The following is a 26,747-nucleotide window of genomic DNA, read 5'->3' on the forward strand; positions in this document are numbered from 1 at the left end:
CCTTAACGGTACGTATAAAACATATTATTACGAACAATTATAAAGAATAAGCAAAAATAACTCAACTTAAGTTTGAATATTAATAATAAAAATCATTAAAAAAAAATAGGAAAGTTTGTTTGCTAATTCTGAACCTAAATTTCACTAACCTAGTATCAGTAGGGCATCTTTACAATCTCAAAGTTCGTATAATCCCTTATGGTGATTTTTGACATGTATAACGCCGATAGACCTCTAAATTATAACCTTATCCCAACGTAACTAGTGATTAGCAGTATTATTTATCAGGAGTGTAAATGACATCGTCAAACTCCTCACTTAACGAAGGCATTCTGATTTGCAAACTTGCTGTACAATTTATCACATTGAAATTGATGGAATATATTTACAACATATATGATACAATTAATAGCTCTTTAACCAACTCGGCTAACTGCAACTTTAACACAGGATAGCCGTAAATACTATACAATGAGGTTGATAGCTCACCAACAACAGTTTGTTTATGTTATTACATTATGCACTGCATTTTGTTTGGTGCTTACATCGAACTTAGCTTAATTATAGGTCTAGTTAATTTATAATATCTCCAAATCAATAATCAACTCTTCAAATTGCTGATTATTAGAATATTCTAGAGTTACCTTGTCCTTTATTTGGTTTTTGAACCAAGTAATTTGCCTTTTTGCATATTGCCTAGTCTTAATTTGTGCTAGATTTATGGCATTTTGCAAAGTAATTTCATTATTTAAATAGCATAATATTTCCCGTAGACCAATGGTTTTTATTGCAGAAGAATATATATCAGGAAAATCTTTTTTAATTTGAGCTACTTCTTCAATTGCTCCTTCATTAAATAATTTTTCTAACCTAGTATTACATGTTTGATAAAGAAATTCCCTCTTTGGATGTAGAAAAATTACCTTAAAATCAAATGCTGGAAGAATAGATTTATTTTGTAAGCTTTGGAAAGCAAATATAGATTGCCCGGTTTCCATAAATACTTCATAGGCTCTTATAACCCTTTGAGTGTCGTGTTCATTTAACTTCTGAACAGCTAGGTTATCTAGCTCTTTTAGTTTATAAAAAAACTGGGTCGAACCAATCTTAGAGTGTAGCTCTCTAACATATTGCCTAATTTTAGGAGATATTGATGGTATTTCATTATAACCAAAAAGTAATGAATTAATATATAACCCCGTACCGCCAACAATTATTGGTAACTTGCCTCTACTACGAATGTTTGTAATTTTTTCAAGAGCATAATTTATATATTGTATTACCGAAAATTCTTGTTCTATAGATAAAAAATTATAAAGATGATAAGGAATCTCATTACGGTATATTTGTGATGGCGAGGCAGTAATAATGGGAATCTGCCTATATATCTGCATAGAATCACAGTTAACTATCTCAGCATTATATATTTTAGCTAAATAATGTGCCAAATAAGACTTGCCACTAGCGGTAGGTCCACATATAACTAACATCGAGTCAATAATTTTTTTTGTGTAAGTTAGCTTGATTTTTATATATATTACATTGATCAACTCAAGCTTTTATCAAAGCATTATATTGCAAATCTGTATTCTATATTTCATTTTCAGACGAAACTCTCATATATCCAACCAACATTCGTAAAACCAATGACAAAAGTTGACGAGAGGTTTTACTTAATTGCTTACCACAATTATTGGTAAGATTCCGCCACTCAGGTGGGACAAAATTACCGACTATATTATAAAAGATGGTATCAGGATTATCTACAAGACTGTTAGGAGAAGTTAATATTTGTGTCATATTCCCTCCCCCTGAAAATTAATTAGAGAGAAAATTTGTCTAATATTTTTGCGACTATAAATTGGTTGCAAAGTTGCATAAAATCGCCTGACTATAATTAGAACCCCCCTGAACCCCTGATAAGTCTTTGGTGGAGACAGGGGGAATCGAACCCCCGACCTTTTGAATGCCATTCAAACGCTCTACCAACTGAGCTATGACCCCTAGAAATACTTTATATCATTAGTTCAGCTTTATACTATAGTTACAGAGCTGAATCCATAAATTTTTTGAATATTTCATTATTTTCTAATATCTCGAACTCTTCGATGCACCAAGGGGAAAATTTTGTTGGGTATTTTTCCATATATAACTTAAAGTCTACCCATTTAAGTAATTTTACTTCTGCTATTTCTTGTTCATTTATTTTTATGATATCATCTGATAAAGCCAAATATATCGGGCATATTTCATTTTCTACAATATTATTTATAGCAAATTTATATCGATAATTAGCAATAATATCTACTTTCTGTAGGTTTACTAAACCTAATTCAAACTTTGCATGCCTATAAATTGCTTGTTCATAAGTTTCGTTAATTTGTGGATGTCCACAAAAACTATTTGACCAAAATCCACCCCAAGTTTTTTTGAGTAAACTTCTTTTTTGTATCAAAAATTCTTTTTTGCTATTGAAAAGAAATACAGAAAATCCCCGATGCAATGGAGTATTAGAATTATGAGCTTTTAACTTATCCTCTATTCCAAGGATATTATCTTGTTCATCAACTAATACCACATGTTCTGAGTATAACATAACATTAATTTCCCACTAAGTGTTTTTCTATAATATTTAAATAATTACCTAAAATTTGTTGGTTTTTATTGACAAATTCCAAAGCATTAGCCTGATAAACTTTAGCTTCCTGAGTACCAGCCTCAGATAAAAGATACTCAATTTTATTCAGTAAATCGTTTTCATCACGAATTTGAGTAGCAGCTTTATTAGTAAGCATTTCATTAGCAATATTAGCAGAATTACTCATATCTGGCCCAAATATAATATAATTAGCAAAATATGCTGGTTCAAGTACGTTATGTCCTCCTTGTTTAAATGAACCGCCAACAAATGAGATATAGGCTATGCTAAAAAACAATCCAAGTTCGCCAAATTTATCAACAATGTAAAGATCATCAGTTAGAATAGGTATATTTTGTTTGGACTTGATACTATAAGTTAAATTTAATTGAGTACACGCTTTTCCTATATCATTCTTACGCTCAGGATGACGTGGAATTAGAATAAAATAGCAATCTGGGTATCGTTGTTTTATTGGTTTTATAATATTAAGTACTACTACCTCATCGTCTAAGTGGGTGCTAGCAAATACAATAACTCTTTTACCACTCATATGTTGTGTTAAAATTGTTAACTCTTGTGCATTTACAGGTAATTTTTTGTTGGCAAATTTAATGTTACCTAAATTAACTATATTGGTCACACCAAGTTGCGTAAATTTTTGGAAATCACGGTTACTTTGCACAATAATCTCACTAAAGTTAGCGGTAACTAATCTAAAAAATGAACTTATTTTTTTCCATGATTCAAATGATTTATCAGAAATACGTGCATTCAATAATAATAGTTCACAATGTTTTGCCCCTTCGCTAATGAGACATGGCCATAACTCTGATTCAACAAGAATTCCTAGGTTTGGTTGCCAATTTCTAAAAAACTTTTTAACAAAAATAATATTGTCTATAGGAATGAATTGATGAATGGCATTTTGCGGTAGTTTTTGTTGTAATATTTTTCCAGAAGATCTAGTTCCCGAAGTAACCAAAAACTTTAAGGAGGTTTTTGGCATAGTTCTTTTTAACCAAAGATTATTGATATTTTCAACTAAGGTAAAAGCTATAAGAGATTCCCCTACACTGGCTGCATGTATCCAAACTAAAGTTTCATTTCGTTTAGCATGTGCATGGGAAATAGCAAAACGTTCCTTAATACGTTTTACATCTTCTTTGCCAATAATAACTCTTAATACTAATAAAAAGAAATACACTGGAAGAAGTAGAAAACTTAAGACATAGTATAAATAGATCATAGATAGATTTACTTCAACCCCGTTAATGCTTGTGCTAAATTAATATTGTCTTGGTTTTCATTTCCTACAAAAGCTAGTGGTAAGCCTATAAAAGCTGTTATTTTACCAAAAGGTAGAGGCATAATCAGTTTATCCCAACTTTTGAGTAAAAAATATCTAGAAGCACTACAAGAAACTGGTATCAATTTTATATTATATTTTTGAGCAACTTTGTTAATATTACTATTTATTTTATAAATAGGTCCACGTGGACCATCTGGTGTAATCACTATATTACTACCATTATGTAACTTTTGGATAATTATTTTTAAAGCTGATACAGGATTCTTATTACTAGAACCATTTATTACCCCAAAGCCAAATTTACCTACTATATCACTAATTATTCTGCCGTCTCGATGAGGGGAAATAAGAGCATAAATATCTTTATGACCAGCAAATATTCCTGGACCTAAAGCCAATCTGTTATGCCAAAAAGCAAAAATCACCCCTTTTTGTGCTAAAAATTCCTGTTTATTGTAATTATCTGAAAAGACAAATTGCCAGCGACAGGTAAAATAAACCACTCTCAAATAAGTATACAGCATCTTAGTAACTACACTAAGTACAAAATTGTTTTTCTTAATGTTTTTTTTTATCACGTTAATTGATTACAAGCATTCTTTATACGCGAGCATGCTTGCTCCAAATTGTTTATCGAAGTTGCGTATGAAATTCTAAAATAACCTTCTAGACCAAATGCAATACCAGGAATAACCGCAACGTTACATTCTTCAAGCAGATATTCTCCAAAATCGTTACTATCTTTGATAATTTTACTAGTGGGAGTTTTCAAACCAAATAATTCATTGCATTTAGGAAATAGATAAAATGCCCCTGCTGGTTTATCGCAACTAATACCCTTAGTATCACTTAGAATTGATAAGGTTAGATCACGTTTTTCTTGAAAGTTTTTTGCATTAGGTTTAATAAAATCTTGAGTGCCAGTTAAAGCTTCAATAGCTGCCATTTGGCTTATAGAGCAAGGGTTAGAAGTACTTTGTGACTGAATAATAGTCATTGCCTTAATTAATGATTTAGAACCAGCCCCATATCCTATACGCCATCCTGTCATAGAATAAGCTTTTGATACACCATTAACAGTAAATATTCGATCTTTTAAATCCGGTGCTACTTGGGCAAAAGTATAAAATTTAAAATCATCAAAAATAATATGCTCGTAAATATCATCTGACATAATATTTACATTGGGATATTTGCGTAGTAATTCAGCAATATCTGCTAGCTCTTGGTAAGAGTATGCAGCTCCTGTTGGATTACTTGGTGAGTTAATAATTAACCATTTAGTTTTTTGGGTAATTACTTGCTCTAGAGCTTCAGCTGTAAGCTTAAAATTGCTATCAATGCTACAGTTAACAAATACTGGAATCCCTTCAGCTAACATTACCATATCTGGATATGAGACCCAGTAAGGACTGGGAATAATTACTTCGTCCCCTTGGTTAAGGGAAGCCATAAATAAATTATAGATTACTTGTTTACCGCCGCTTGATACTATTATCTCATCTAACTCATAATCTAAATTATTTTCATACTTGAATTTAGTCTGTACTGCTTGTTTCAGATCCAAAATGCCATCAACATTAGTATATTTTGTGAAACCATCTCGCAGTGCTTTAATTGCAGCCTCTTTGATATTATTGGGTGTGTCAAAGTCAGGTTCACCAGCCCCAAGAGAGATTATATCTCTACCCAGCTTTTTTAGTTCAAATGTTTTTTTAACTAAAGCTAAAGTTGGAGATGGTTTTATTAGATCTAAGCGTTTAGCAATAAGTGACATGATTCTGTAGAACCTTATAATTATTTTCGTATTACGCGAATTCTAGATAATAATTAACTAATTCTTATCCCAAATGGGGGGTATTATACTATATTGTTAAAAAAAAACAATTCTTGAAAGCAGAATTTAGTACAAATAATTTAGTACAATATGATTTATTTTCAGGGTAATTTAAAAGTCGGGCTGCAAGCCTAATAGATAAAGGAGAAAGTGCTTAATATGCACTCGATGTCATTCTCAGCAACGGCGGGAATCTAAAAAAATAAGTCTGAAAGACTATTAAGTAATATAGATCCCGCACCGAAGCAGGGATGACATCGGTAGTAGTTAAGCTTGCATCTATAGCAACTAATGATTGTGACTTTTAAATTACCCTGTTTATTTTATATAATTTATTACTATTAAGTATTAGTGTCATTTGATATATATGTTATCATATGATGAATATATGTTTACAAAATCAAATTTATAGCAATTTATGTTCGGCAACAAAATTATTCGTAACAGTTACGGTTCAATAAAAGACAAAATAAAATTATACTATAATTGTATTAAGAATTTTCCATCTTGGTATAGGGAGAAAATATTTACGTGTATCAATTATTTTGTCGATGTAAAATATAAGGTAACACACTTAAAAGAAACTAATTTTAATCTTGGTATAGAACATTTGTATAAAAATAACTTAAATGACGCTATACTAAGGCTTAAATTGGTTGATAAAATTCTTTCTCCTAATGACCATCAAGCTAATTATTGGCTTGGTTGGACATATTTCTTAAAAAATAATTATGAAAAAGCTTTGTATCATCTACAAAAAGCTTTTGAAGCTGATCAAGTAAGGTTAGGATCTTTTCTACAAAATTATAATAATTTGTCAGAGATTCCACCGCAAATTTGGCATCAGCTACGAAATCTTACCGCTGAATATTATGGCAATAAATTTCGTAGTAATAATAAACTATACCTACCTTACAGTTTTGTAAGCATAACTATGAATAACATAACAGACTTACCTGATAATTACCATATTTTGGAGCTAGGTAGTAATATAGGCTTAGTGGGTTATGAAGTAAAAAAGCGTTTTCCTGATGGCTTTACTTTTACCGGTATTGAAAATTCAGAAATTATGAATAAGCTTGTTATTATATATGGTAATATTTATGATCAGTTATTAGAAATTTCAATATCGGATTTTATTAAACACGACTCTAATAAATATGATGTAGTACTGAGTTTTAACTCTCTTTCTTTTACTAAAAACCTATTAGATTACTTTAATTCTATTTATTCTATAGTCAATGCATTAGGGTATTTTGCATTTTGTTTACCAATAGATAACGTCACAAACCTTTCATTAAAGAAAAAAGGATTTGTTTTTACTATAGCAGATATTAAGAAAGCTTTAGGTCAAACTAAGTTTACCATATTAAATAGTGAAGAATTATCTCTAGAAAAAAATGATAAATACTATATGGTGATTTGTAAGAAAAACCATTAATGAAGCCATGAAGCAATTTATATTACTGTTGTTAGTTAATTTTTCTAGTATAACTGCAATAGCGAGTACTCAAAATACTCAAGATGATGAAGATTTTAGGTATGTTTATAATGAAGGTAAGGGATGTACTCAAGTCTATGACCCTTATGAGAAACTAAATCGTAAAATTTTTGCCTTTAATTCTGTTTTAGACTATCTGTTCTTACGCCCTATTACTATAGGCTATAAACGAATTAGTAATAATTATACTAGGGCTAGAGTGAGCAGTTTTCTAGATAACATTAGTGTGCCTTTGACTGCCGTCAATTATGGTCTACAGATGAATTATGACCAAACTATGAAAAGTCTATGGAGATTTTTAATCAATGCCACGTTTGGTATAGGTGGGTTATTTGATGTGGCAGATAAAATTGGATTGAGAGTTACCAAACAAACTTTGGGTAGTACTTTCGCCCACTATGGAGTTGGTCCTGGACCATATTTAGTCATGCCATTTTTTGGTGGTACTAATGCAAGAGATAGTACAGATGCTATATTTACAAATAGTTACTTAAATCCTATAATGTACGCGGTACATAGAGATTTTGAAATCATAGTTTCTGGTGTACAAGTTATAAATACTAGATTAGGATTATTACCGTTTACTGACTATATAGGATGTAGTTCTACTGATCCTTACATAGCTGTAAGATCAGCTACACATCAAAATCGTGAATCAGTAATTGTCTATCCTAATCAATTTAAATGCCCTAAACCTAATTAAGAGTAGTTACTTATGAAAAAAATTATTGTTTGCTTAATTTTAAGTTGTCTGTCTTTGTCAGCCTATTCTGCTACTGATGACAAAATGGTGGTTGATAATTATGTTAATCAGCTAATAAGAGATGGGCTAGATGTATGTAATGATGAGAGTTTAGATCAAGATGCCAAAATAGCTAAAACTAAAAAGCTAATTTTAGCTAACTTAGATCTGAATTGGATGGCTAAATTCACCCTTGGTGTTTACAGAAAAACTCTAACTCCTGAACAAATTAAACAATTCACAGAAGTTTACAGTAATTATGTAAGCAAGGCCTATGCTGATTTAGTAAAGAATTACCATGGTCAAGAACCTAAAGTTCAACAAGTGCGTGTTCTTGATGAAGGAGAGTTTATGGTAGAAATGTTAATAGGAACTGCTAAAGTAAATTACTTAGTACGTCAAGTAAAGGGTACAAGCGATAAAACTAATTTAAAAGTCTCAGATGTTATTACAGAAGGTGTTAGTCTTATCAATTCTCAACAGTCAGAGTTCATGAATATTCTCAGTAATAGTGGTTTTGATAAGTTAATAGATGAATTGGGAAAGAGGTCGTGATTTTTTAAAAGGCGTATACTTAATATGTCATTGCGAGCGAACGTATGTGAGCGTGGCGATCCATAAAGCTTGTCAATAGATTGCTTCGCTTACGCTTGCAATGACGCTGTGGTATAGGTATTTGTAAACTTTCAACAGTTGTGCTACGGTCTCCTCGCTAATAGACGGTTTGGGAGCTTTACTTTGTCGCAGCAATGCCACTACTCGTTAATAGACGACAACTTGAATAAAAATAATAAAAATATTTTTCATAAAACACTTAGTGCAAATTATAATTATTGTATACTACAGAAACTTAAACCAATTATTATAATTAGCATGAAAATTCTTACAGGTCTTAGTCATAAAAAATTAGCTAGATATTTAGCTGAGGAACTAAATTGTAAATATGTCGAAACTTATATTACAACTTTCGATGATGCTGAAACAAGGGTGGAAATCCTTGAAGATATGTATAGGTGTGATGTTGTTATAGTACAATCTACTTCTAGACCAGCCAATAACCACTTGATGGAACTTTTATTATTAGTTGATACGGTAAAAAGAGCGGGAGCTTCACAACTAACTGCGGTTATACCGTATTTTGGTTATAGCCGCCAAGATCGTAGATCTTGTAGTTTTACTCCAGTATCGAGCCGTCTTGTAGCGAATATGTTGGAAGTTGCTGGTGTTGATCATGTAATAACTGTCGATTTGCATTCACAACAATTAGAGGGCTTTTTTAAAATTCCAGTACAAAATCTTGATCCAATAAGTTTATTTGCTCCGATTATTGAAACTTATAATAATTCTATTATTGTATCTCCAGATGTTGGTGGTTTTGTACGTGTACGTGATGTAAATAGGCTCTTTAACATGAATATAGCTGTTATTAATAAAAGTAGAGAGGTCAAAAGGTCTAATGATAAATGCCAAATGTCAGAAATAATAGGTAACGTTTCCGGCAAGCATTGTATACTAATTGATGATATTGTTGATAGTGGCGAAACCCTTTGTAAGGGAGCTAAGCTATTAATGGAAGTAGGAGCTTTATCTGTCAATGCTTTTATAACTCACCCAGTGCTTTCTAGAATGTCTAAAGAAAATATTCAGAATTCTGATATAATGAACGTATATATAACTGATACAATAGAAACTACTGATTTACCATCTAAGTTCCATGTAATATCAGTTGCTCCAATTATTATAGCAGCATTACAAAAATCTGCAAAATTATGAGAATTTAAAACTTTATGCATACTGATAAATGTACACTTGAAATAGACTTAGCAAAAATTCGTGCTAATTATCGTATTATTTCTAAAATTTGTAAAACTTCAGAGATTGCTTCCGTGGTAAAGGCTAACAGCTATGGACTTGGTGCTAATGCTATCGCACCAGCCTTACAGATGGAGAATTGTCAGAGTTTTTTTGTAACCTCAGTTGATGAAGGAATATCATTGCGTAAAGTATTGGGGCAGAAATCTAATAAAAAACCTAATATTTTTGTGTTTAATGGTGTATTTAGCAATGATGTTGAGGAATTTAGAAATAGTAATTTAATTCCCGTGCTTAATAGTTTAGAGCAAGTTGAAATTTGGCAAAAGTTTGCCTCTCTTAAAAAAGAAGTATTACCTTGTACAATCCATGTTGATACTGGTATGAATCGCTTAGGAATGCTCGATACAGCAATGCAACATATAATAGACAAACCTGATCTATTAGTTGGTCTTGAATTGCAGTATATTGTAAGTCATTTATCTGCATCTGAAGTAGTTGATAATCCTTATAATTTACAACAATTAAAAAAGTTTAAGCATTATTTAAAATATTTCCCAAAAGTCAAAGCTAGTCTAGCTAACTCTAGTAGTATATTTCTAGGGAAAGAATATCATTTTGACTTAATACGCCCTGGTGCTGCATTGTATGGTATTAATCCTTTGGGTAATACATTTAAAAATCCAATGCATAATCCGATAAGACTGACTGCTCCAATAGTACAATTGCAAGAATTACCACCGGAAAGTTACATTGGTTACAATATGACCTTTAAAACAAATAGTAATAGGCTAATTGCTACCTTGCCTCTTGGTTATGCTGATGGCTATCCCCGGGCTTTTAGTAATTGTGGGGTAGTAGTTATTGATTCGCATTCAGCTCCTGTAGTTGGTAGGGTGTCAATGGATTCAATTACTATTGATGTTACTGAACTACCATCAGATAAAATTTTTCTAGGACAACAAGCTGAAATTATAGGGAATGATTGTACTTTAGATAAAATAGCGAATATAATAAATACCATTGGTTATGAAATTCTCACTCTACTAGGCAGCAGATATAAGAGAGTATACAAAAATGATGCTTGATACCGTTAATTTATTAGGTAAACATACTATTGGTTTTGCAAGGACTATAGGGGCTTTTTCGCTATTTACTATTGCGGGAGTCACTAGTATTTTTAAGAGACCTTTATACTACAGCTTAGTGTTAAAGCAGTTATTGTCTATAGGTTTTTATTCCCTACCAGTTGTAGCTATGACTACCTTTTTTTCCGGTGCTGTGCTGGCATTACAAAGTTATACAGGTTTTTCTCGTTTCTCGGCTGAAAGTTCAATAGCTACGGTGGTAGTCCTTTCAATAACTAGAGAGCTTGGACCAGTTCTTGCTGGTCTTATGGTTGCTGGTAGAGTTGGTGCATCAATTGCTGCTGAAATAGCTACTATGAGAGTGACTGAACAAATAGATGCACTTTATACTTTGTCAACTGATCCCATAAAATATTTAGTTTTTCCAAGAGTACTAGCCGCAGTTATTACGTTACCATGTTTAGTATTAATAGGTGATATATTAGGAGTAATGGGTGGTTATTTGGTAAGTGTTTATAAGCTTGATTTTAATAGCTTTAATTATATAACGAATAGCTTTAAGTTTTTAGAACCAATAGATGTCATTTCTGGTTTGGTAAAAGCAGCAGTGTTTGGTTTTATTATCTCAATAGTAAGTTGTTATAGTGGTTACTATTCAGGTACAGGAGCAAAAGGAGTTGGCACTGCCACAACTTCCGCGGTAGTAAATTCTTCAGTTCTTATTTTAATCAGTAATTACTTGATAACAGAGTTGTTTTTTAAAGTATAAGACTCGATGACGTGTATATTAGAATAGATTATGGATGAATCAAAAATAAAAATACGCTCATTATATAAATCTTTTGGCGATCATAAGGTACTTGATGGTATAGACTTAGATATAAAGCGGAATAGTTCAATAGTAATTCTTGGGGGATCAGGAACTGGTAAATCAGTGTTAATAAAGACTATAGTTGGTTTAATGCAGGCTGATGAAGGTAGTATAGTTATTGATGAAGTGGAGACTGTAAATATTTCAAGTAAAGATAGATTTAAAATGATGGAAACCATGGGGTTTCTATTTCAGGGGGGAGCTCTTTTTGATTCTTTAACTGTTCAAGATAATATTACATTCTTTACTGAAAAACTGTATAAACTATCTCCAAAAAATAAAAAGGAGTTAGCTGCATCTAAACTTAATTCTGTAGGTTTGTCTACAAAAATACTGGGTCTTTATCCATCTGAGCTTTCCGGAGGTATGCAAAAGCGAGTATCTTTAGCTAGGGCTATTTGTGGCAATCCGCTGATTCTTTTCCTTGATGAACCAACTACCGGTCTTGACCCTATAATGGCTAATGTTATCAATGAATTAATAATTAAAGTTCAAGAGGAGCTAAAGGCTACTACCATCACCATAACTCATGATATGAATAGTGCTTATATGATAGCTAAAGAGGTTGCTATGATTTATAAAGGGAAGATTTTATGGTTTGGTAAAAAAGATGAGATAAAAAATAGTGATAATCCTTACTTGCAACAATTTGTTAATGGTTTAACTACTGGACCAATTGAGATTTAGTATGGTGTATTCAATAATAAAAAGTCAACTAAATCTACAAAATTAAATAACAACCTCCATAGAACCTCATGTGTACTAGTTACGACTTAATCTGACAATAAGTAATAATCAGGCAGCTTGATAAGTAATAGCCAAGTTGTCTGATATTCTCTCTATATTACTAATATTTTTGTCTTTAGCAATATAAAGTGAATCTCTAAAAGTTTGCATTAGACTTCTTTCGAAACTCTACTTCTGCTGGTGATTTGTACGTCGATGCGGTACTCGAATCCTCACGTACATTAGAGTACGCTGCGGTTCTGCGTTCCGCGTCTCCTTCAAATCCCTCAGTATAAGCGAGTTTCGAAAGAAGTCTAATAAAACATTACCTATTTCAAGTAACCAAATAGTAGGAACAATTGCACCTTCTTTCACAGTTTTTTTTAATAAATCTAAAGAGGCTGTCTCGTTAGGCATAAACCACGAAAGGGTAGTTGAAGAATCTAAAACAAAAGATGTCATAGTTACTTTTTTCCTACATCTCTATATTTTTTCCATTCTTCTAAGTCAGATGGTTGTAAATTAATTTCTTTAGCAAGTTTTCTAAGTCTTACAGCTGCCATTTCTGCAATTTCAATATCTTGTATAGTATTAACTGGAACAATTTTTGCAGCAGCTTTTCCTCTTCTTGTAACCAATATTTCTTCACCCTTGCTAGCTCGGTCTAATATTTTAGAAAAATGAGTTTTAGCATCAAAAGCTGTAATTGAATTTTGCATAAAAGGAATTACCTAGTTTATTGTCTAGTTTTATTATAATTAGTACTTTAAAAAAATGCTATAATACATGTACGAAATTAGAGAATATTATTTTTATAGTCAGCAAAGTACATCAATATGAAAAGCTGCTATATCATTTTCACTTAGCTTAGTATTAATAATATCGGCTATTTTACGTAAATCGTTAGTATCTTGAGATTGCATATTTGCTATTTTAGTTCAGTTGTAATGGATTTGTTTTTTAAACAATATTATGGTAGTCTTTAATGCTAACAAATAAAAATAAGCTTGTCAATTGCTAGTAAATCATATATTGAATAAGTAATAGGCAATTATACCTACTGAGAGTAAACATATACAACCTAATTTGTTTGGTACTCAAACATAGCAAACAAAAAAACTAATAATAAATTATCATAATGGTCACAAAGAAGTCCAAAAAATCAAAGAAGCCGAAGCATGATGAAATTGTTAAAGTAGCAATAGAAAATCCTAGAGTAGCTTATGATTTTCTTAAAACTCATTTGCCTAAGGATGTGCTAGCTATAATTGATACTTCTTCTTTAAAAGTAGAAAACGCAAGCTTTATTGAACCAAAGCTTACTCGCAATGACGGTTTTTTGGCTGAAACCTTTCCAGTTTAGCTATATGACAAGCTTCATGGATTGCCACGCTCACGTACGTTCGCTCGCAATGACGTGTAGATTAAGGTGTATTTACTAATATTAAAGCCAATTAGGGATAAGAATTAACTAATTCTTATCCCTAACTCGGTGAAATTCAGGTTAATTTTAAAAGTTACCGTATATTAAACCTATCATAAGTAATCTTATTCTCTACCGATTCAATCAATGTATCAGAGAATTCTTGCACGAAATCTTGCCTTACCATACCCAATCTCTTCTTAAGCCACGATTGTTTAGCAGATATATATTTAATAGTTACATCACCATATTTCTGTTTTATGAAACTATACATATCATCTATACCATCAATTAAACCAAAATCAATAGCAGTTTCCCCGGACCAAAATGCTCCATTAAATAAAATATCATCTTCTTGTGTTAACTTACCAATACGACGCTCTTTAACATAATCTATAAAATGCCCGTGAATCTGTTTTTGTATATGCTTAATAATTTTAATATCCTCCTCTTGCACTGGTTGAAATGGATCGAGAATAGATTTATTTTTACCTTCTGCATAAACCCTCCTTTCTACTCCAAGCTTATTGATAGCAACAGGAAAACCAAAACCAGCCGAAACTACCCCTATACTACCAATAATTGAACTCTTAGATGCATATATTTGGTCACCAATGCAAGCAAGCCAATATCCACCAGATGCTGCTACATCTTCTACAAAACTATAAATTGGTATTTTCTTTTCCCCAGCTAATGACCTTATACGTTTGCTAATCAGTTCAGATTGTACAGGTGAACCACCTGGAGAATTAATAGTTAAACACAAAGCTTTAAGATTTTTGATCTCAAAAGCTTTGTCAATTAACTCATGTAGCGATTCTATGCTAAGCCCTGATTTTACTGAGCTTACTTTACCTATAACCCCACTAAGACGAAGAACAGCAATTACCGGCTTTGATGCCTTAGAACCTACTCCAGGTAGCAATGAAAGTAATTGCTCTAACTTACCTATTTGACGTTTAGCAATTACCTGATCAAATTTTGCCTCAGCAATTGAATTTTTATTATGTTCTATGTGCATTAGTTACTCCTTATTATCGTTTTTAGAAGCATTATTAGAAACATTATTTGCCTCATTATTCTGTTGTATTTTTGGTTTTTCATCTTTGTTTTCCTGCTCTTCAGGCTTTAACTGTTTATTAACCGGTTGATTAAGCGTTTGTTCCCGGTAACTATTTTTAGGTTCTGGGTGGTTTCCAGGAATATTTGACAAAATAATATTGCGAATTTCTTCATCATACCAATTAATAGTACCAACAAAACTTACTAACATTTTTCCATCTGGATTAATTAGAATAGCAGTTGGTAAACCAACTATTGAAAAAGCTTTAAATAGTTGATTCTTAAAATCATGGTAAATTGGCAGATATCTTATATCATAATCTTTATAATATTTTTGTATAATTTCTATTCCTTGGTAGTCTTGTGATACAGGAATTATCGCAAATGGCAGCTTTCTAAAATCTTTTTGCAATACATCTAAATCCGGCATTTCTTTAATACAAGATGCACACCATGTCGCCCAAAATACCAATAATATCGTTTTTCCTTCAAAATTATCAAGAGAATATTTTTCTCCTTTATCATCAAAGAAAACTACCGTATCAGGAACACTAGATAAATCAAGCATTTTAACACCTGATTTGATCTGATCTAATGCAAAACTATTAGTGCTGATCAACAAGTATGTTACAATCAAAAAAAATCGTTTACTATATTTTTTAATATGCATATAAATAACAAATATATTTCCAATTAATTTATTGATCATCATGAAAAACAATATTTTTTTATCTCTAATATTACTAAGCTGCTTAATCTTAACTTCTTGTGGATTAAAAAAACCATTAGAAAACCCACCTTCAGGAAATCCAGTTGCAGAAGATTGTTGCGGAGGGTGTGAAAACTCAAAACATTAATATCTTTTGAAAGTTCGTCCCGACATTACTACGTCAAATTCATACGTTTTAATGCCATCTAGTGCAGTGGACAAAGCATGACTAACTTCTCCGCAATTTTCTAAATTAACCCTTGAATTAGATAAATATAGCTTTGTTTGTAGCTGTCCAAGATATAGGTGGTCAACTCTAATGTTTACATTAGGCGTTTCACGCGAAACTCTACTAGGATATATAGTAATAAAATAAAATTCTCCTTTATTATTAGTAGTAGCGATGCCAGATCCGGTAAAACTTGATTTACTTACAAGGTTTAGCATTTTTTTATTGATACGAGTACGAAGTGGTATGTATGGATATTTTCCGTCACTTCCAACCTGCCATAAATATATTTTTGCATCTGCTACTGGAACGCAATCTTGGTCTAATAATCTACCCTTTACTATAATTTTTGTACCACGATAGACTGCTTGTTGTCCTGTCTTTCTAAGTAAGTTATTGGATAATTGGAATTCTTCCGGTTCGTAATCATTCATTGCACTCTTACTGATCTTACAACAATTAAGCTTATTAGGGTAAAACTTAGATTCACTGGCTATAGCAATAGTGGAATACAAACAGATTAAAAATAACAAATTTTTCATTTTTTACCATTTTATGTTTAATAACTTCTATTAGAAGATGGATATTCCACATTTTCTTATAGAGATTTAAATTATCGTATCCTTTATTCTTTTACAACTATATTATATTTATTTTATTAATTAAAGAACGGGGCTATCCTTTACATCACGTGGTTCTTATGGTACACTAAAGCTAAACTACTTGAAATAGTAAAAAAATAAAATCATTTATGAAAACACACTTAAAAAAAACTATTATTGGCACAATGTTAGCTTTATTTCTTTTTCCAACTTCCACAATTGCAAGGAATGGAGACTATCCCAAAACTGTGCAAGAAAAAAAGATGGATGAAATGGGGTCGATAGTTGGAGGAGAAGGTTTGGTGTTTAGACCAAGTAGAATCAAAAATGAATCTACCAAAACTGTAGGCTGTAACGTTAATAAATATTTATGGCAAGCTTCTATAGAAACTTTAAGTTTTGTACCTCTTGCTTCAACCGATTCAGTCGGTGGAGTCATTATTACTGAATGGTATAGTCCAAAAGGACAAACAAATTTTCGATTTAAAATAAATATTTTTATTAAAGATAACGTTATTAGCCCGGATGCAATCCAAGTAAAAATATTTGAACAAACACTTAAAAATGGTAATTGGCTAGACAATCATACTACTTCGGACCTAGCTAATAGCATAGAAGATAAAATTTTAAGAAAATCTAGAGAATTATATATTAGTGCTGAAAGAAAAGAATGATATACTTGCTACAATAAGGATAGTTTACGATACAAATTATGAGAGATATTGAAAAGAAATGGCAAAAAATTTGGCTTGAAGAAAAAGCTTTTGCTGCAACAAACGATAGCGACAAGCCTAAATATTACGTACTTGAAATGTTACCCTACCCTTCTGGGAAAATTCATGTCGGACATTTACGTAACTATTCTATCGGAGATTGCATAGCCCGTTTTATGAAATCACAGGGCTATAACGTATTACACCCTATGGGTTGGGATGCTTTCGGCTTGCCAGCAGAGAATGCTGCCATCAATAATAACTCTAACCCTAAGGACTGGACTTACTCAAATATCACAACTATGCGAGATCAGCTAAAATTAATTGGTTTTTCATATGATTGGTCGAGAGAAATAACAACTTGTGATCCGGATTATTATAAGCATGAACAGAAATTTTTTTTAGAACTTTATGAGAGAGGTTTAGTATATCAAAAAGAATCTTTAGTCAATTGGGATCCTGTAGATAACACTGTTTTAGCTAACGAACAAGTAGTAGATGGTCGTGGATGGCGTTCGGGTGCTTTAATCGAAAAACGACAGCTAAAACAATGGTTTTTAAAAATCACTAATTATGCTGAAGAATTGTTAAATGAAATTGCAAAACTAGGCTCTTGGCCTGATTCTGTTAAATCTATGCAGGAAGAATGGATAGGCAAATCGGAAGGAGTAAATTTTAGTTTTAAAATACAGGATCATGATGCCAATATTGAAGTGTTTTCTACTAGACCAGAAACTATCTTTGGAGCAAACTTTGTTGCGATAGCCTATAACCACCCAATAATTGAGCAATTAGTAGATAAAAATGACGCTATAATATCTTTCATTGAGAAATGTTCGCAATTAGACAGTAATGTTGTAGTAGATAAAGCTGAAAAAGAAGGGGTATGTACTAACCTTTTGGCCATTCATCCATTTGATCCTAGCATTATTATCCCTGTTATAATAACAAATTTCGTACTAATGGATTACGGTACTGGAGCGGTCTTTGGATGCCCAGCACATGATGAAAGAGATCATGAATTAGCCAAACAAATGGCATTACCAATAAAGCAGGTAGTAATTAATGAGGATGTTCAGGTGAACGTATATTTAGAACCTTATACAGGTGATGGTATCATGATCAATTCAGACTTTCTGAATGGTCTTGCTGTCCAAGATGCTAAGCAAAAATCTATAAAAGAACTTGAGAAACGTGGTTTAGGCAAACGTACCATTAACTACCGACTAAAAGACTGGGGAGTGTCTAGGCAAAGATTTTGGGGCTGTCCTATTCCAATAATCTATTGTTTGACTTGTGGAATTACACCAGTACCTAAAGAACAATTGCCGATAATCCTACCAAACGATGTTACATTTGATGGGCATGGCAATCCTCTTGATTCACACCCTACTTGGAAACATACTAATTGCCCAAAATGTCAGAAACCAGCTATTCGTGAAACTGACACGTTAGATACATTTTTTGAGTCTTCTTGGTATTTCACCCGCTATTGTAATGTAGATGCAAAAGATATGACTGACAAACAAGCCTGTGATTATTGGTTACCTGTTGATCAGTATATTGGTGGAATTGAACATGCAGTAATGCATCTTCTTTATGCAAGGTTTTTCACTAAAGTAATGAACGAACAAGGCTATCTTAGTATTCGTGAACCCTTTACTAGTTTGCTGACTCAAGGTATGGTATTACATGCTACCTATAAAGATACCAATAATAATTGGTTGTACCCAAATGAGATAACAAAACAATCTAATAAGTGGGTTCATAAAAATACAGGGGAAGAAGTATTTCAAGGACGAATAGAAAAAATGAGTAAATCCAAAAAGAATGTCGTGGATTTAGAATCAATATTAGCAAACCATGGTGCAGATGCTATCCGGCTATTTGTACTCTCTGATAGCCCACCGGAGAAAGATTGTGAATGGTCGGCAAATGGTCTTGAAGGGTGCAGCCGTTTTATTAGTAAGTTAGAAAATATGGCTGAGATACTAATTAATAGTAGACCTCTTTTGAAAATCGCTTATGCGCAAGGGTGTGAAGGAGACGCGGAAACTCGACCCGCAGCGTACTCTAATGTACGTGAGGATTCGAGTACCGCATCGACGTACAAATCACCAGCAGAAGTAGAGTTTCAAAAGAGGTCTAGTGAAATAACAGAGACTCCTAGAAATAGACTAACAAAGCTTACTCATCAAACTATTAAGCATGTTACCAATGAGATAAGGGAATTTAAGCTAAATAAAGCCATAGCAAGGATGCGGGAACTATTTAATGCGTTGTCAGATGAAATATCTAAGGGCAAGGAAGGTGATATTGATAGCATTAAAGAGGGTTTCAGCATCTTGATTATATTACTTAACCCATTTATTCCACATATTACAGAGGAAATTTGGCAAAAATTAGGTAAAAAGCAAAGATTATATCAAACCCCTTGGCCTTCTTTCAACGAATCATTCTTAGAACTAGAATCTTATACTATGGCCATCCAAGTTAATGGTAGGCTGAGAGCTACGCATGAATTTGCTGTTGTGGCTAGCAATATTGAAATTCAGAACACAGTAATGCAATTACCCGAGGTGCAAAAATACCTAAGTGGCAAAGAACCCAAAAGAATTATCATAATACCCTCAAAAATAGTAAATATTGTGGTATGAATAAGGATGGAAGACAATGTCAATAAAAATGCTACAGTTAAAACAGCAAAACAAAAAGAATCTGCCTCAAACATTACTCTTATTTCATTATTTGCCGGTGCAGGTGGTATGGATATTGGTTTTGAACAAGCTGGATTCAAGACAATTTGGGCAAACGAGTATGATAAAACAATTGCCCCTTCTTATCAAAACTACTTTCCTGAATCAAAGTTTGATGGGCGTTCTATTTTGGATATTCCAAATGAAGATATTCCACTTGGTGCAACAGGTGTTATTGACCGCCATGTCAATCATGGTCAGAAGCTGGTGCTAGGCGTGGACTTGATGACTTAAGAGGTCAATTATTCCACGAATATATCAGGGTTATTAGGCATGTACAGCCAAAGTTTTGTGTTGCAGAAAATGTTCATGGAATAATCCATTCAAGAAATATTGAATCCTTTATGAATATCATAGATATGTTCAAAAAAGAAGACTATGAGGTTAGTTGGAAGTTGTTAAAAGCAAGTGACTACGGTGTAGCCCAAGATCGCGAGCGAGTTTTTATAATTGGTTATCACAAATCTTTGAACAAAAAATTTGAATTTCCTAAACCTTTGAGAACCAAAATCACTTTAAAACAAGTGATAGGTGACCTAGCTAATCTAAAAGTTGGAACAACTAGAAAAGTTAAAAATCATGAGCTAATTGATTCAGGCTATTCCCCAATTTTTATGTCGAGAAATCGAGTGCGAGGTTGGGATGAACAATCATTTACTATTTTGGCAACAGATAGACATATTCCATTTCATCCACAAGCTCCTAAAATGATAAAAGTTGATGGACAAGAGTTAAGAAAATTCGCTCCTGGTCATGAAAACAAATATCGAAGATTAACAGTCCGAGAATGTGCAAGAATTCAGACGTTTCCAGATGATTATGAGTTCATTTATACCAATATCAGAAACGGCTATAAAATGATTGGTAATGCTGTACCAGTAAATTTGGCGTACTGGGTAGCCAAATCAATTAGAAAGGACTTGGGGGTATAAATGGCTACGCAAACAAATAATGGCAGAGCTTTTGAGTGGGCGGTAGGCTTAGCACTTAAACTACAAACAAATATGTCAATTGAAGAAAATGCTTATTCAGAAATTAATGAGAAAGCATTTTTTGAAATAGCAGATAGGGACAAATCTGATTTCCTGAATGCAGCTACTATCGCCATCGAACATATTATGTTGAAAGAAAAGGTCTTCTTTGAATCAGGTAACAATGGATTAATTTCATTTAATAGTGATACTGCAGGTAAGCAGGGTGATGTACGAGATGTGTTGATAACAATAAATGGCAAAACATTCGGCATATCTTGTAAAAATAATCACAAAGCCTTAAAACACCCAAGGTTATCAAGAACAGCTAACTTTATTAAAGAATGGAATATTGATGACTCTGGCTGTAGTGATGAATATTGGCTCATTGTCACAACAATCTTTGATGAGTTAACTAAAATTAAAAACGATTCTAATGGAACTGCATTATGGAGGGATGTTATTGATAAACCATCTCGCTTTTATTAACCGATATTGGATGCGTGGCGCAATGAAATAAGTAGAGTGTGTGCCATCAGCGAGATAAAAGAGATTGAACTTTGCAAGACAATTATATCTTTTATCGTTGGACGTTTTGATTTTTACAAAATCATTAGAGAAGGAAAAAACCGGGTTATTGTACAAGGGTTTAATTTAAATAATACCTTATCTATCAAACGTACAAAGCACCCAACATGTATTAATGCAATAAACAATAAGAATGGTGGTCAATATTCAAAAACCATCATATTTAACCGTGGTTATAGCATCAACTTTAGAATCCACAATGCAGAAAGCAAAGTAACTCCATCTCTTAAATTTGATATAACTGCTATAGGTTTACCAGCAAATGAAATTTACCAGCAAACCTTTGATTTATAATTATATTACAGGAGAACTTTGGCAAAAAGGAAAGATTATCATAATACCCTCAAAAATAGTAAATATTGTAGTATAATGCTTAGTGCAGGTAAAATTTATGTTATAGTTAGAGCTTATATAAGAGAGGGAGATTATGTATTAGTAGCAAATAGTGGTAGCCATCTCTTTCTCCTAGGAGGACATGTTAGATATCAGGAAACGGTTTATCAAGCATTACTACGGGAAATAGCAGAAGAGATTGGCACAATTGATCCTATAATTAATGATTTTATAGGAGTGGTAGAAAATCTTTGGGATAATAATGGGAAACCATTTCATGAACAGTCTTTTGTATTTAAAGTACATTCACATAGCCTATCTAAAAATAAAGAAGTAATATCAAAGGAACAACATTTAACTTTCCATTGGGAGAAATTTAGCAACCTAGCACATAAAAATTTTCTGCCAATCGGTATGTATGATTTCTTAAAGGAATACGAGGAACAAAAACAACCAAAGTTTTTTTCCCTTATAAAGGATCAATTTACTACCAAATTATTAAGCAATTTGTAATTGAGACTATTTTGTAACAAAAAAAGCTCTCCTTAACGTTTTCTACTAATATTCCTCCCAAAAACTTGAAAAATAACTTAGTGATCTCAGGTTTTAGTAATACACTAAGAATGGACTGTGTAATAAAGTTATGTAAGAAGTTTAATACAGAAACTTGGAAAGCGATTAGAGAGATGAGTGAAAAAGTTCAAGAAATTGTAAATGCTGCTTTCCAGTATATCTTATTTTTCATATTTGAAGTGTGGCAAGTAGTCAAATATTTTATACGACGACTATATATTTGGCATATATTTTCCGTACGCAATAGGTGGTATCTTAGTAGAAATGGAAATTACTATAACCCAATACTAGAAGCTACCGTTTATCCATGGTCACTAGGATGGAATATAGCAAGATTTGGTATCCACTACCAAGGATATACCTCTAAAATACATGCTCAAGAATCTGCATTTAAAATGTGGATGAAAGAACGATTTCATAAAAACAACTCAACAAACTTCTTAGAACATTAAATTGCTAATAAAATGAAAAAATTAACTACGCAAGAAGCATGTAACGTATTATCCGCTTGGACTGTCTTGGAAATATTAACGCCCCAAACATTTAAAAAACCAGAGGATTTAGTAGGAGGAAATCAAAAGTTAATCGCTTCTTTGGATTCCACTCTACCCTGGGAAAATGGTGGAGAAAAGGTTTCATCTGATTTTACACTATTTTACCAAATAGTATTAGGTTCAATTAATGTAACAAATGCCTTTTCTGCTTTAAATACAAAATATACTGATAGTGGTGTAGAGGCAAAAGTTACATCAGGAGAAGCTATAATTGCTATAATTATTGTCGACCAAAAGGGGTGTGTTATTAGTGGATATAATCCAATTAATCTTGCAAGTTTTGCTTGGGGTACTCCAAAAGCTTTAAAGGGCAATATTAAGGAGTTAAATAGATGGTCAATAACTGAAAGTACTGTTAAGATAGAACTTGGAGCAATTATCCGTAAAATAAATAACAACGGTGAGATTCTTCCTTTAAACAAACTAACAATACAGGAAGCTTATAATTACCTTGTTAATGCATTTGATATACCAACTGAAATGCTTATAAACAAACAATTTGCTATTCGAAGTTATGAACCACATAAAGAAGGCTCTCCTGCTAACTTTCCTAGTAAAATTCCGCTGCTCAATAGTTTTTATTTAAAGGATATAGAGAAAGCCATTAAGGTAATTAAAGGCTCAAAGGATAACACTAATTTATTACAATATCTAGGTGTAAATGTTCCATCAAATCGTTATGATATTTTAGATGATACGGTTTTAGCTGATACCCTTGCTCCCAAAAATATTCCTGCAGCAAGATGGCCTGGATCAGGAAGACATCCTCTAGTATTATTACAACAAGCAGCAGTTAATTTAGCTATGACGAAACTAAACGATGGTGGAATCTTGGCAATTAATGGTCCCCCAGGTACTGGTAAAACTACTTTGTTACGTGACATTGTTGCTGAATTAGTCTCAAAACGAGCTGAAGCATTATTGAAGTTTGATGACCCTGAAAAAGCCTTTACTAATTCAGGCAATACAGTAAAATCTAGCTCTAGTCAGTTTGATATTTATACATTAGATGAGAGTATAAAGGGTTTTGAAATACTAATTGCTTCATCTAATAATAAGGCTGTAGAAAATATTAGTGCTGAATTACCTAATTTAAAAGCCATAGCAAGTGATGCAGATGACTTACGCTATTTTACACCCCTATCCGATGCTTTATTGGGATATAGTAGTTGGGGGTTGATTTCAGCAATGCTTGGCAATAGCAGTAATCGTATTAATTTTAGTAAAAAATTTTGGCGAAATCAAGATTTTGGAATTGATACATATTTAGCAGAAGTAAATGGTTCTCCACAAACATTTGACGAAAAAGATACAGTTACTAAAAAAATTACTAAAACTCGGAAACCACAAATTATTCAAGACAGTAATCCACCATGTAATCGCAGCGAAGCCTTAATACGCTGGCGACAAGTGTGCAACCATTTTAAACATGTATTACAAGCAAGCCGAACTAGACTTGCTGAATTACAGGAAATAAAGAATTTGTTGCAATATTTAGCAGATATAGCAATTCAATTAGAGCCAGGAGAGGGGTTAAATGATCTTTTATCCAAACATAATAAGCATAAACCTTGTATTATTTCCTCTATTCTAAAAACTTCTGCATTTCGTAGTTGGCAAAAGAAAAATCAAAAGCTTACTAATTTTCAGTATACACAAAAAAATATTTATGAGTTATTTAGTCAGCTTGCTCCTCATATTGTTGATAAGAATTTGTTTTTAAAATCTCCTAAAGAAAAGTATGTAGTTTCCCCATGGTGTGATGCACAAACACACTCCTTACGTGATGAAGTATTTATTGCTGCTATAAAAATACATAAAGCTTTCATAAATGCAGCAGCTAAACCTTTACTTCATAATCTCGGAGCTTGGATGGAAAATTTTACTAATTCTATTACTGTTATGGAGTGTTTAGCAGATTTATGGTCATCTTTCTTTCTAGTAGTTCCTACTATATCAACAACTTTTGCTTCCGTAGAGAGAATGTTACAGGGTCTTCCATTAAACTATCTTGGATGGTTGCTCATTGATGAAGCTGGCCAAGCCTTACCTCAAGCAGCTGTTGGAGCTATAATGAGAACAAAACGAATTATAATTACTGGCGACCCTATACAAATAGAACCAATTGTTACCTTACCTGATAGTTTAACAAAAAATATATGCAAACAATTTGAGGTAAATCCTGATAATTTTAATGCCCCAGAAGCGTCAGTTCAAACCTTAGCAAATGCTGTAAGTCCATATATTACTAAATTTACTACTAAATATGGGAATCGGGAAACTGGAGTACCTTTACTAGTACATAGGCGTTGTGCAGATCCTATGTTTAGTATTTCCAATATTATTGCTTATGAAAATTTAATGATACAAATAAAGAAAGATAATAGCGATTCATTAATACGCAACTGTCTTGGTTCTTCTAAATGGTTTGATGTTAAAGGTGATATTATGGACAAATGGTGCTTAGAAGAAGGAAAAGAGGTAATTAGACTATTAAATCAATTAAAAACTGCTAGAATATTTCCAGACCTATATATTATAAGCCCGTTTAAGCTCGTTGCCTATAATTTACGTAAGTTGATTAAAGAGCATAAAGTTTTAGATTCTTGGATAGAAACCGATACGCAACTTTGGCTTAATGAGAGAATTGGCACAGTACATACTGTACAAGGACGAGAAGCTGAAGCAGTAATCTTAGTGTTAGGAGCTCAGGGGTCCACTCAAGGTCATAGTCGACAATGGGCAGGTAAATCTCCTAACATCTTAAATGTGGCAGTTACTAGGGCTAAAGAAGTTATTTATGTTATAGGACATAAAGACTCATGGGAAAATATTGGGGTATTCAGAGAACTATACTCTAGACTAGAAGATGATTTCAGCATAGATTGATGTGTTCAGCCCATCAGCTCCAACTTGTTGCTAATTGATAGTTGTTTTTAACGTTTGACTTTAGATTTTTAGATTTAAATGTTGTATAATGAACTTTGTGCAAAATCCGTTTCAAACGGATTTATATTAATTTATAATAACCTCAAGTATCTATGTAATAAATTAATAGTAGGCTCAAGTAATCATCACCATTAGGGGTGATGTCACCACAACTGTCGAAAGTTAGAAGAGGAAGCGGTTTTAGAACTCATTATGGCAGTTTAAAAGTTGTAGAAAAATAACCAAGGTCATTGCGAGAAGGCATAAGCCGACGAAGCAATCCATTTTTGGTTACTTTTATTGCTTCGCTTACGCTCGCTAATAGACACTGTGGTATAGGTATTTGTAAACTTTCAACAGTTGTGGGGTAACATCGAAGATGCAGAAAGTCTAATAAAGAATTTATTAATTCATTTCCTAATTAACAGTTGATATTATTTGTATAATGTGTATAATGTGCTTCTTAAAAATTAATAAAGGACAATTATATATGATGAATCCCCCGTACAACGAGAATTTGAATTACCCCGATATTAAGAATAATAATTTTAATCTTAACAATTACACTACTAATGATAGCAAAAGTATACAGCTTACTACCACTGATAATGCCTTACAGTTTTGTGTATCATCTAAAACTGATAATACCTTACAGCCTTCCTTAACGTCTAATTCAAATGCTACCTTACGGTTCACTGATGAGCAGGATGATCGAGCAATATTAGGAGACAACAACGAAGGCTCTCAAGAATAAAGCACAAACCTACCATTTCAAAAGC

General features: G+C 32.6%; 25 protein-coding genes, 1 tRNA gene and 2 pseudogenes. 17 read left to right on the forward strand and 11 right to left on the reverse strand.

What is annotated here, in order from left to right:
• Positions 1-578 precede the first annotated feature (578 nt).
• The 7 genes from miaA to AAGD45_RS07145 all read right to left on the reverse strand — a co-directional run bounded on the left by miaA (position 579) and on the right by AAGD45_RS07145 (position 5,727).
• Positions 579-1,490 carry a tRNA (adenosine(37)-N6)-dimethylallyltransferase MiaA gene (gene miaA / locus AAGD45_RS07115; RefSeq protein ID WP_341761218.1) on the reverse strand — a complete coding sequence of 304 codons (912 nt, stop codon included), beginning with the start codon at positions 1,488-1,490 and terminating at the stop codon, positions 579-581.
• 100 nt (positions 1,491-1,590) lie between these two features.
• Complete coding sequence (locus AAGD45_RS07120) at positions 1,591-1,800, reverse strand: hypothetical protein (protein ID WP_341761219.1); 210 nt, start codon at positions 1,798-1,800, stop codon at positions 1,591-1,593.
• Between the two features lie 128 nt (positions 1,801-1,928).
• A tRNA-Ala gene (locus AAGD45_RS07125) sits at positions 1,929-2,004 on the reverse strand.
• A gap of 40 nt (positions 2,005-2,044) precedes the next feature.
• The gene (gene idi / locus AAGD45_RS07130; protein ID WP_341761220.1) at positions 2,045-2,596 is read right to left on the reverse strand and encodes an isopentenyl-diphosphate Delta-isomerase; all 552 of its coding nucleotides are present in this window, start codon (positions 2,594-2,596) and stop codon (positions 2,045-2,047) included.
• A 4-nt stretch (positions 2,597-2,600) separates the two neighbouring features.
• The gene (gene waaA / locus AAGD45_RS07135; RefSeq protein ID WP_341761221.1) at positions 2,601-3,887 is read right to left on the reverse strand and encodes a lipid IV(A) 3-deoxy-D-manno-octulosonic acid transferase; all 1,287 of its coding nucleotides are present in this window, start codon (positions 3,885-3,887) and stop codon (positions 2,601-2,603) included.
• An 8-nt stretch (positions 3,888-3,895) separates the two neighbouring features.
• Positions 3,896-4,474 (reverse strand): lysophospholipid acyltransferase family protein, encoded by a 579-nt coding sequence (locus AAGD45_RS07140; RefSeq protein WP_341761222.1) that lies wholly within the window; start codon positions 4,472-4,474, stop codon positions 3,896-3,898.
• 50 nt (positions 4,475-4,524) lie between these two features.
• Entirely contained in the window at positions 4,525-5,727 is a 1,203-nt protein-coding gene (locus AAGD45_RS07145) for a pyridoxal phosphate-dependent aminotransferase (RefSeq protein WP_341761223.1), read from the reverse strand.
• Between the two features lie 478 nt (positions 5,728-6,205).
• Here AAGD45_RS07145 and AAGD45_RS07150 point away from each other — a divergent pair, with 478 nt between their 5' ends.
• From AAGD45_RS07150 to AAGD45_RS07180, 7 genes are all read left to right on the forward strand, one after another.
• A complete protein-coding gene (locus AAGD45_RS07150; RefSeq protein ID WP_341761224.1) occupies positions 6,206-7,228 on the forward strand; it encodes an SAM-dependent methyltransferase in 1,023 nt (340 codons plus the stop codon).
• A 7-nt stretch (positions 7,229-7,235) separates the two neighbouring features.
• Positions 7,236-7,991 (forward strand): VacJ family lipoprotein, encoded by a 756-nt coding sequence (locus tag AAGD45_RS07155; RefSeq protein ID WP_341761225.1) that lies wholly within the window; start codon positions 7,236-7,238, stop codon positions 7,989-7,991.
• 12 nt (positions 7,992-8,003) lie between these two features.
• The gene (locus AAGD45_RS07160; RefSeq protein ID WP_341761226.1) at positions 8,004-8,585 is read left to right on the forward strand and encodes a phospholipid-binding protein MlaC; all 582 of its coding nucleotides are present in this window, start codon (positions 8,004-8,006) and stop codon (positions 8,583-8,585) included.
• A 222-nt stretch (positions 8,586-8,807) separates the two neighbouring features.
• On the forward strand, positions 8,808-9,803 hold the full coding sequence (locus AAGD45_RS07165) for a ribose-phosphate diphosphokinase (RefSeq protein WP_341761227.1): 996 nt from the start codon (positions 8,808-8,810) through the stop codon (positions 9,801-9,803).
• A gap of 14 nt (positions 9,804-9,817) precedes the next feature.
• Positions 9,818-10,930, forward strand: a complete 1,113-nt coding sequence (locus tag AAGD45_RS07170; protein ID WP_341761228.1) for an alanine racemase — start codon at positions 9,818-9,820, stop codon at positions 10,928-10,930.
• Positions 10,920-11,699 (forward strand): ABC transporter permease, encoded by a 780-nt coding sequence (locus tag AAGD45_RS07175; RefSeq protein ID WP_341761229.1) that lies wholly within the window; start codon positions 10,920-10,922, stop codon positions 11,697-11,699. Before AAGD45_RS07170 ends, AAGD45_RS07175 begins: the two co-directional genes overlap by 11 nt.
• Before the next feature lie 30 nt (positions 11,700-11,729).
• A complete protein-coding gene (locus AAGD45_RS07180; protein WP_341761230.1) occupies positions 11,730-12,488 on the forward strand; it encodes an ABC transporter ATP-binding protein in 759 nt (252 codons plus the stop codon).
• Between the two features lie 503 nt (positions 12,489-12,991).
• Here AAGD45_RS07180 and AAGD45_RS07195 read toward each other — a convergent pair.
• A complete protein-coding gene (locus AAGD45_RS07195; protein WP_341761231.1) occupies positions 12,992-13,246 on the reverse strand; it encodes a type II toxin-antitoxin system Phd/YefM family antitoxin in 255 nt (84 codons plus the stop codon).
• A gap of 419 nt (positions 13,247-13,665) precedes the next feature.
• Here AAGD45_RS07195 and AAGD45_RS07200 point away from each other — a divergent pair, with 419 nt between their 5' ends.
• Positions 13,666-13,890: an Rpn family recombination-promoting nuclease/putative transposase gene (locus AAGD45_RS07200; RefSeq protein ID WP_341761232.1), complete on the forward strand. Its 225-nt coding sequence runs from the start codon at positions 13,666-13,668 to the stop codon at positions 13,888-13,890.
• Positions 13,891-14,044: 154 nt separating this feature from the next.
• Here the strand turns inward: AAGD45_RS07200 and AAGD45_RS07205 are convergent, their stop codons facing one another.
• The 3 genes from AAGD45_RS07205 to AAGD45_RS07215 all read right to left on the reverse strand — a co-directional run bounded on the left by AAGD45_RS07205 (position 14,045) and on the right by AAGD45_RS07215 (position 16,492).
• Positions 14,045-14,971: a S49 family peptidase gene (locus tag AAGD45_RS07205; protein WP_341761233.1), complete on the reverse strand. Its 927-nt coding sequence runs from the start codon at positions 14,969-14,971 to the stop codon at positions 14,045-14,047.
• Between the two features lie 3 nt (positions 14,972-14,974).
• On the reverse strand, positions 14,975-15,682 hold the full coding sequence (locus AAGD45_RS07210) for a TlpA disulfide reductase family protein (RefSeq protein ID WP_341761234.1): 708 nt from the start codon (positions 15,680-15,682) through the stop codon (positions 14,975-14,977).
• Between the two features lie 183 nt (positions 15,683-15,865).
• Positions 15,866-16,492 carry a dioxygenase gene (locus AAGD45_RS07215; protein ID WP_341761235.1) on the reverse strand — a complete coding sequence of 209 codons (627 nt, stop codon included), beginning with the start codon at positions 16,490-16,492 and terminating at the stop codon, positions 15,866-15,868.
• 209 nt (positions 16,493-16,701) lie between these two features.
• Here AAGD45_RS07215 and AAGD45_RS07220 point away from each other — a divergent pair, with 209 nt between their 5' ends.
• The 9 genes and pseudogenes from AAGD45_RS07220 (at position 16,702) to AAGD45_RS07260 (ending at position 26,722) form a co-directional block, all read left to right on the forward strand.
• Complete coding sequence (locus tag AAGD45_RS07220) at positions 16,702-17,226, forward strand: DUF3576 domain-containing protein (protein WP_410521066.1); 525 nt, start codon at positions 16,702-16,704, stop codon at positions 17,224-17,226.
• A 38-nt stretch (positions 17,227-17,264) separates the two neighbouring features.
• Positions 17,265-19,922, forward strand: coding sequence for a leucine--tRNA ligase (gene leuS, locus AAGD45_RS07225; protein ID WP_341761236.1), 2,658 nt, complete (start codon positions 17,265-17,267; stop codon positions 19,920-19,922).
• Between the two features lie 6 nt (positions 19,923-19,928).
• Positions 19,929-20,255 (forward strand): DNA cytosine methyltransferase, encoded by a 327-nt coding sequence (locus AAGD45_RS07230; RefSeq protein WP_341761237.1) that lies wholly within the window; start codon positions 19,929-19,931, stop codon positions 20,253-20,255.
• A gap of 5 nt (positions 20,256-20,260) precedes the next feature.
• Positions 20,261-20,953 (forward strand): annotated as a pseudogene (dcm, locus tag AAGD45_RS07235) (DNA (cytosine-5-)-methyltransferase); the annotation flags it as partial.
• A gap of 72 nt (positions 20,954-21,025) precedes the next feature.
• Positions 21,026-21,874, forward strand: a pseudogene (locus tag AAGD45_RS07240) (HaeIII family restriction endonuclease).
• A gap of 18 nt (positions 21,875-21,892) precedes the next feature.
• Positions 21,893-22,426 carry an NUDIX domain-containing protein gene (locus AAGD45_RS07245; RefSeq protein WP_341761238.1) on the forward strand — a complete coding sequence of 178 codons (534 nt, stop codon included), beginning with the start codon at positions 21,893-21,895 and terminating at the stop codon, positions 22,424-22,426.
• A gap of 110 nt (positions 22,427-22,536) precedes the next feature.
• A complete protein-coding gene (locus tag AAGD45_RS07250; RefSeq protein ID WP_341761239.1) occupies positions 22,537-22,938 on the forward strand; it encodes a hypothetical protein in 402 nt (133 codons plus the stop codon).
• 12 nt (positions 22,939-22,950) lie between these two features.
• Positions 22,951-25,929 (forward strand): DEAD/DEAH box helicase, encoded by a 2,979-nt coding sequence (locus AAGD45_RS07255; protein ID WP_341761240.1) that lies wholly within the window; start codon positions 22,951-22,953, stop codon positions 25,927-25,929.
• 529 nt (positions 25,930-26,458) lie between these two features.
• Positions 26,459-26,722 (forward strand): hypothetical protein, encoded by a 264-nt coding sequence (locus AAGD45_RS07260; RefSeq protein ID WP_341761241.1) that lies wholly within the window; start codon positions 26,459-26,461, stop codon positions 26,720-26,722.
• Positions 26,723-26,747: the final 25 nt, after the last annotated feature.

This window comes from Candidatus Tisiphia endosymbiont of Thecophora atra (assembly GCF_964026395.1).
Taxonomy (GTDB): Bacteria; Pseudomonadota; Alphaproteobacteria; order Rickettsiales; family Rickettsiaceae; genus Tisiphia.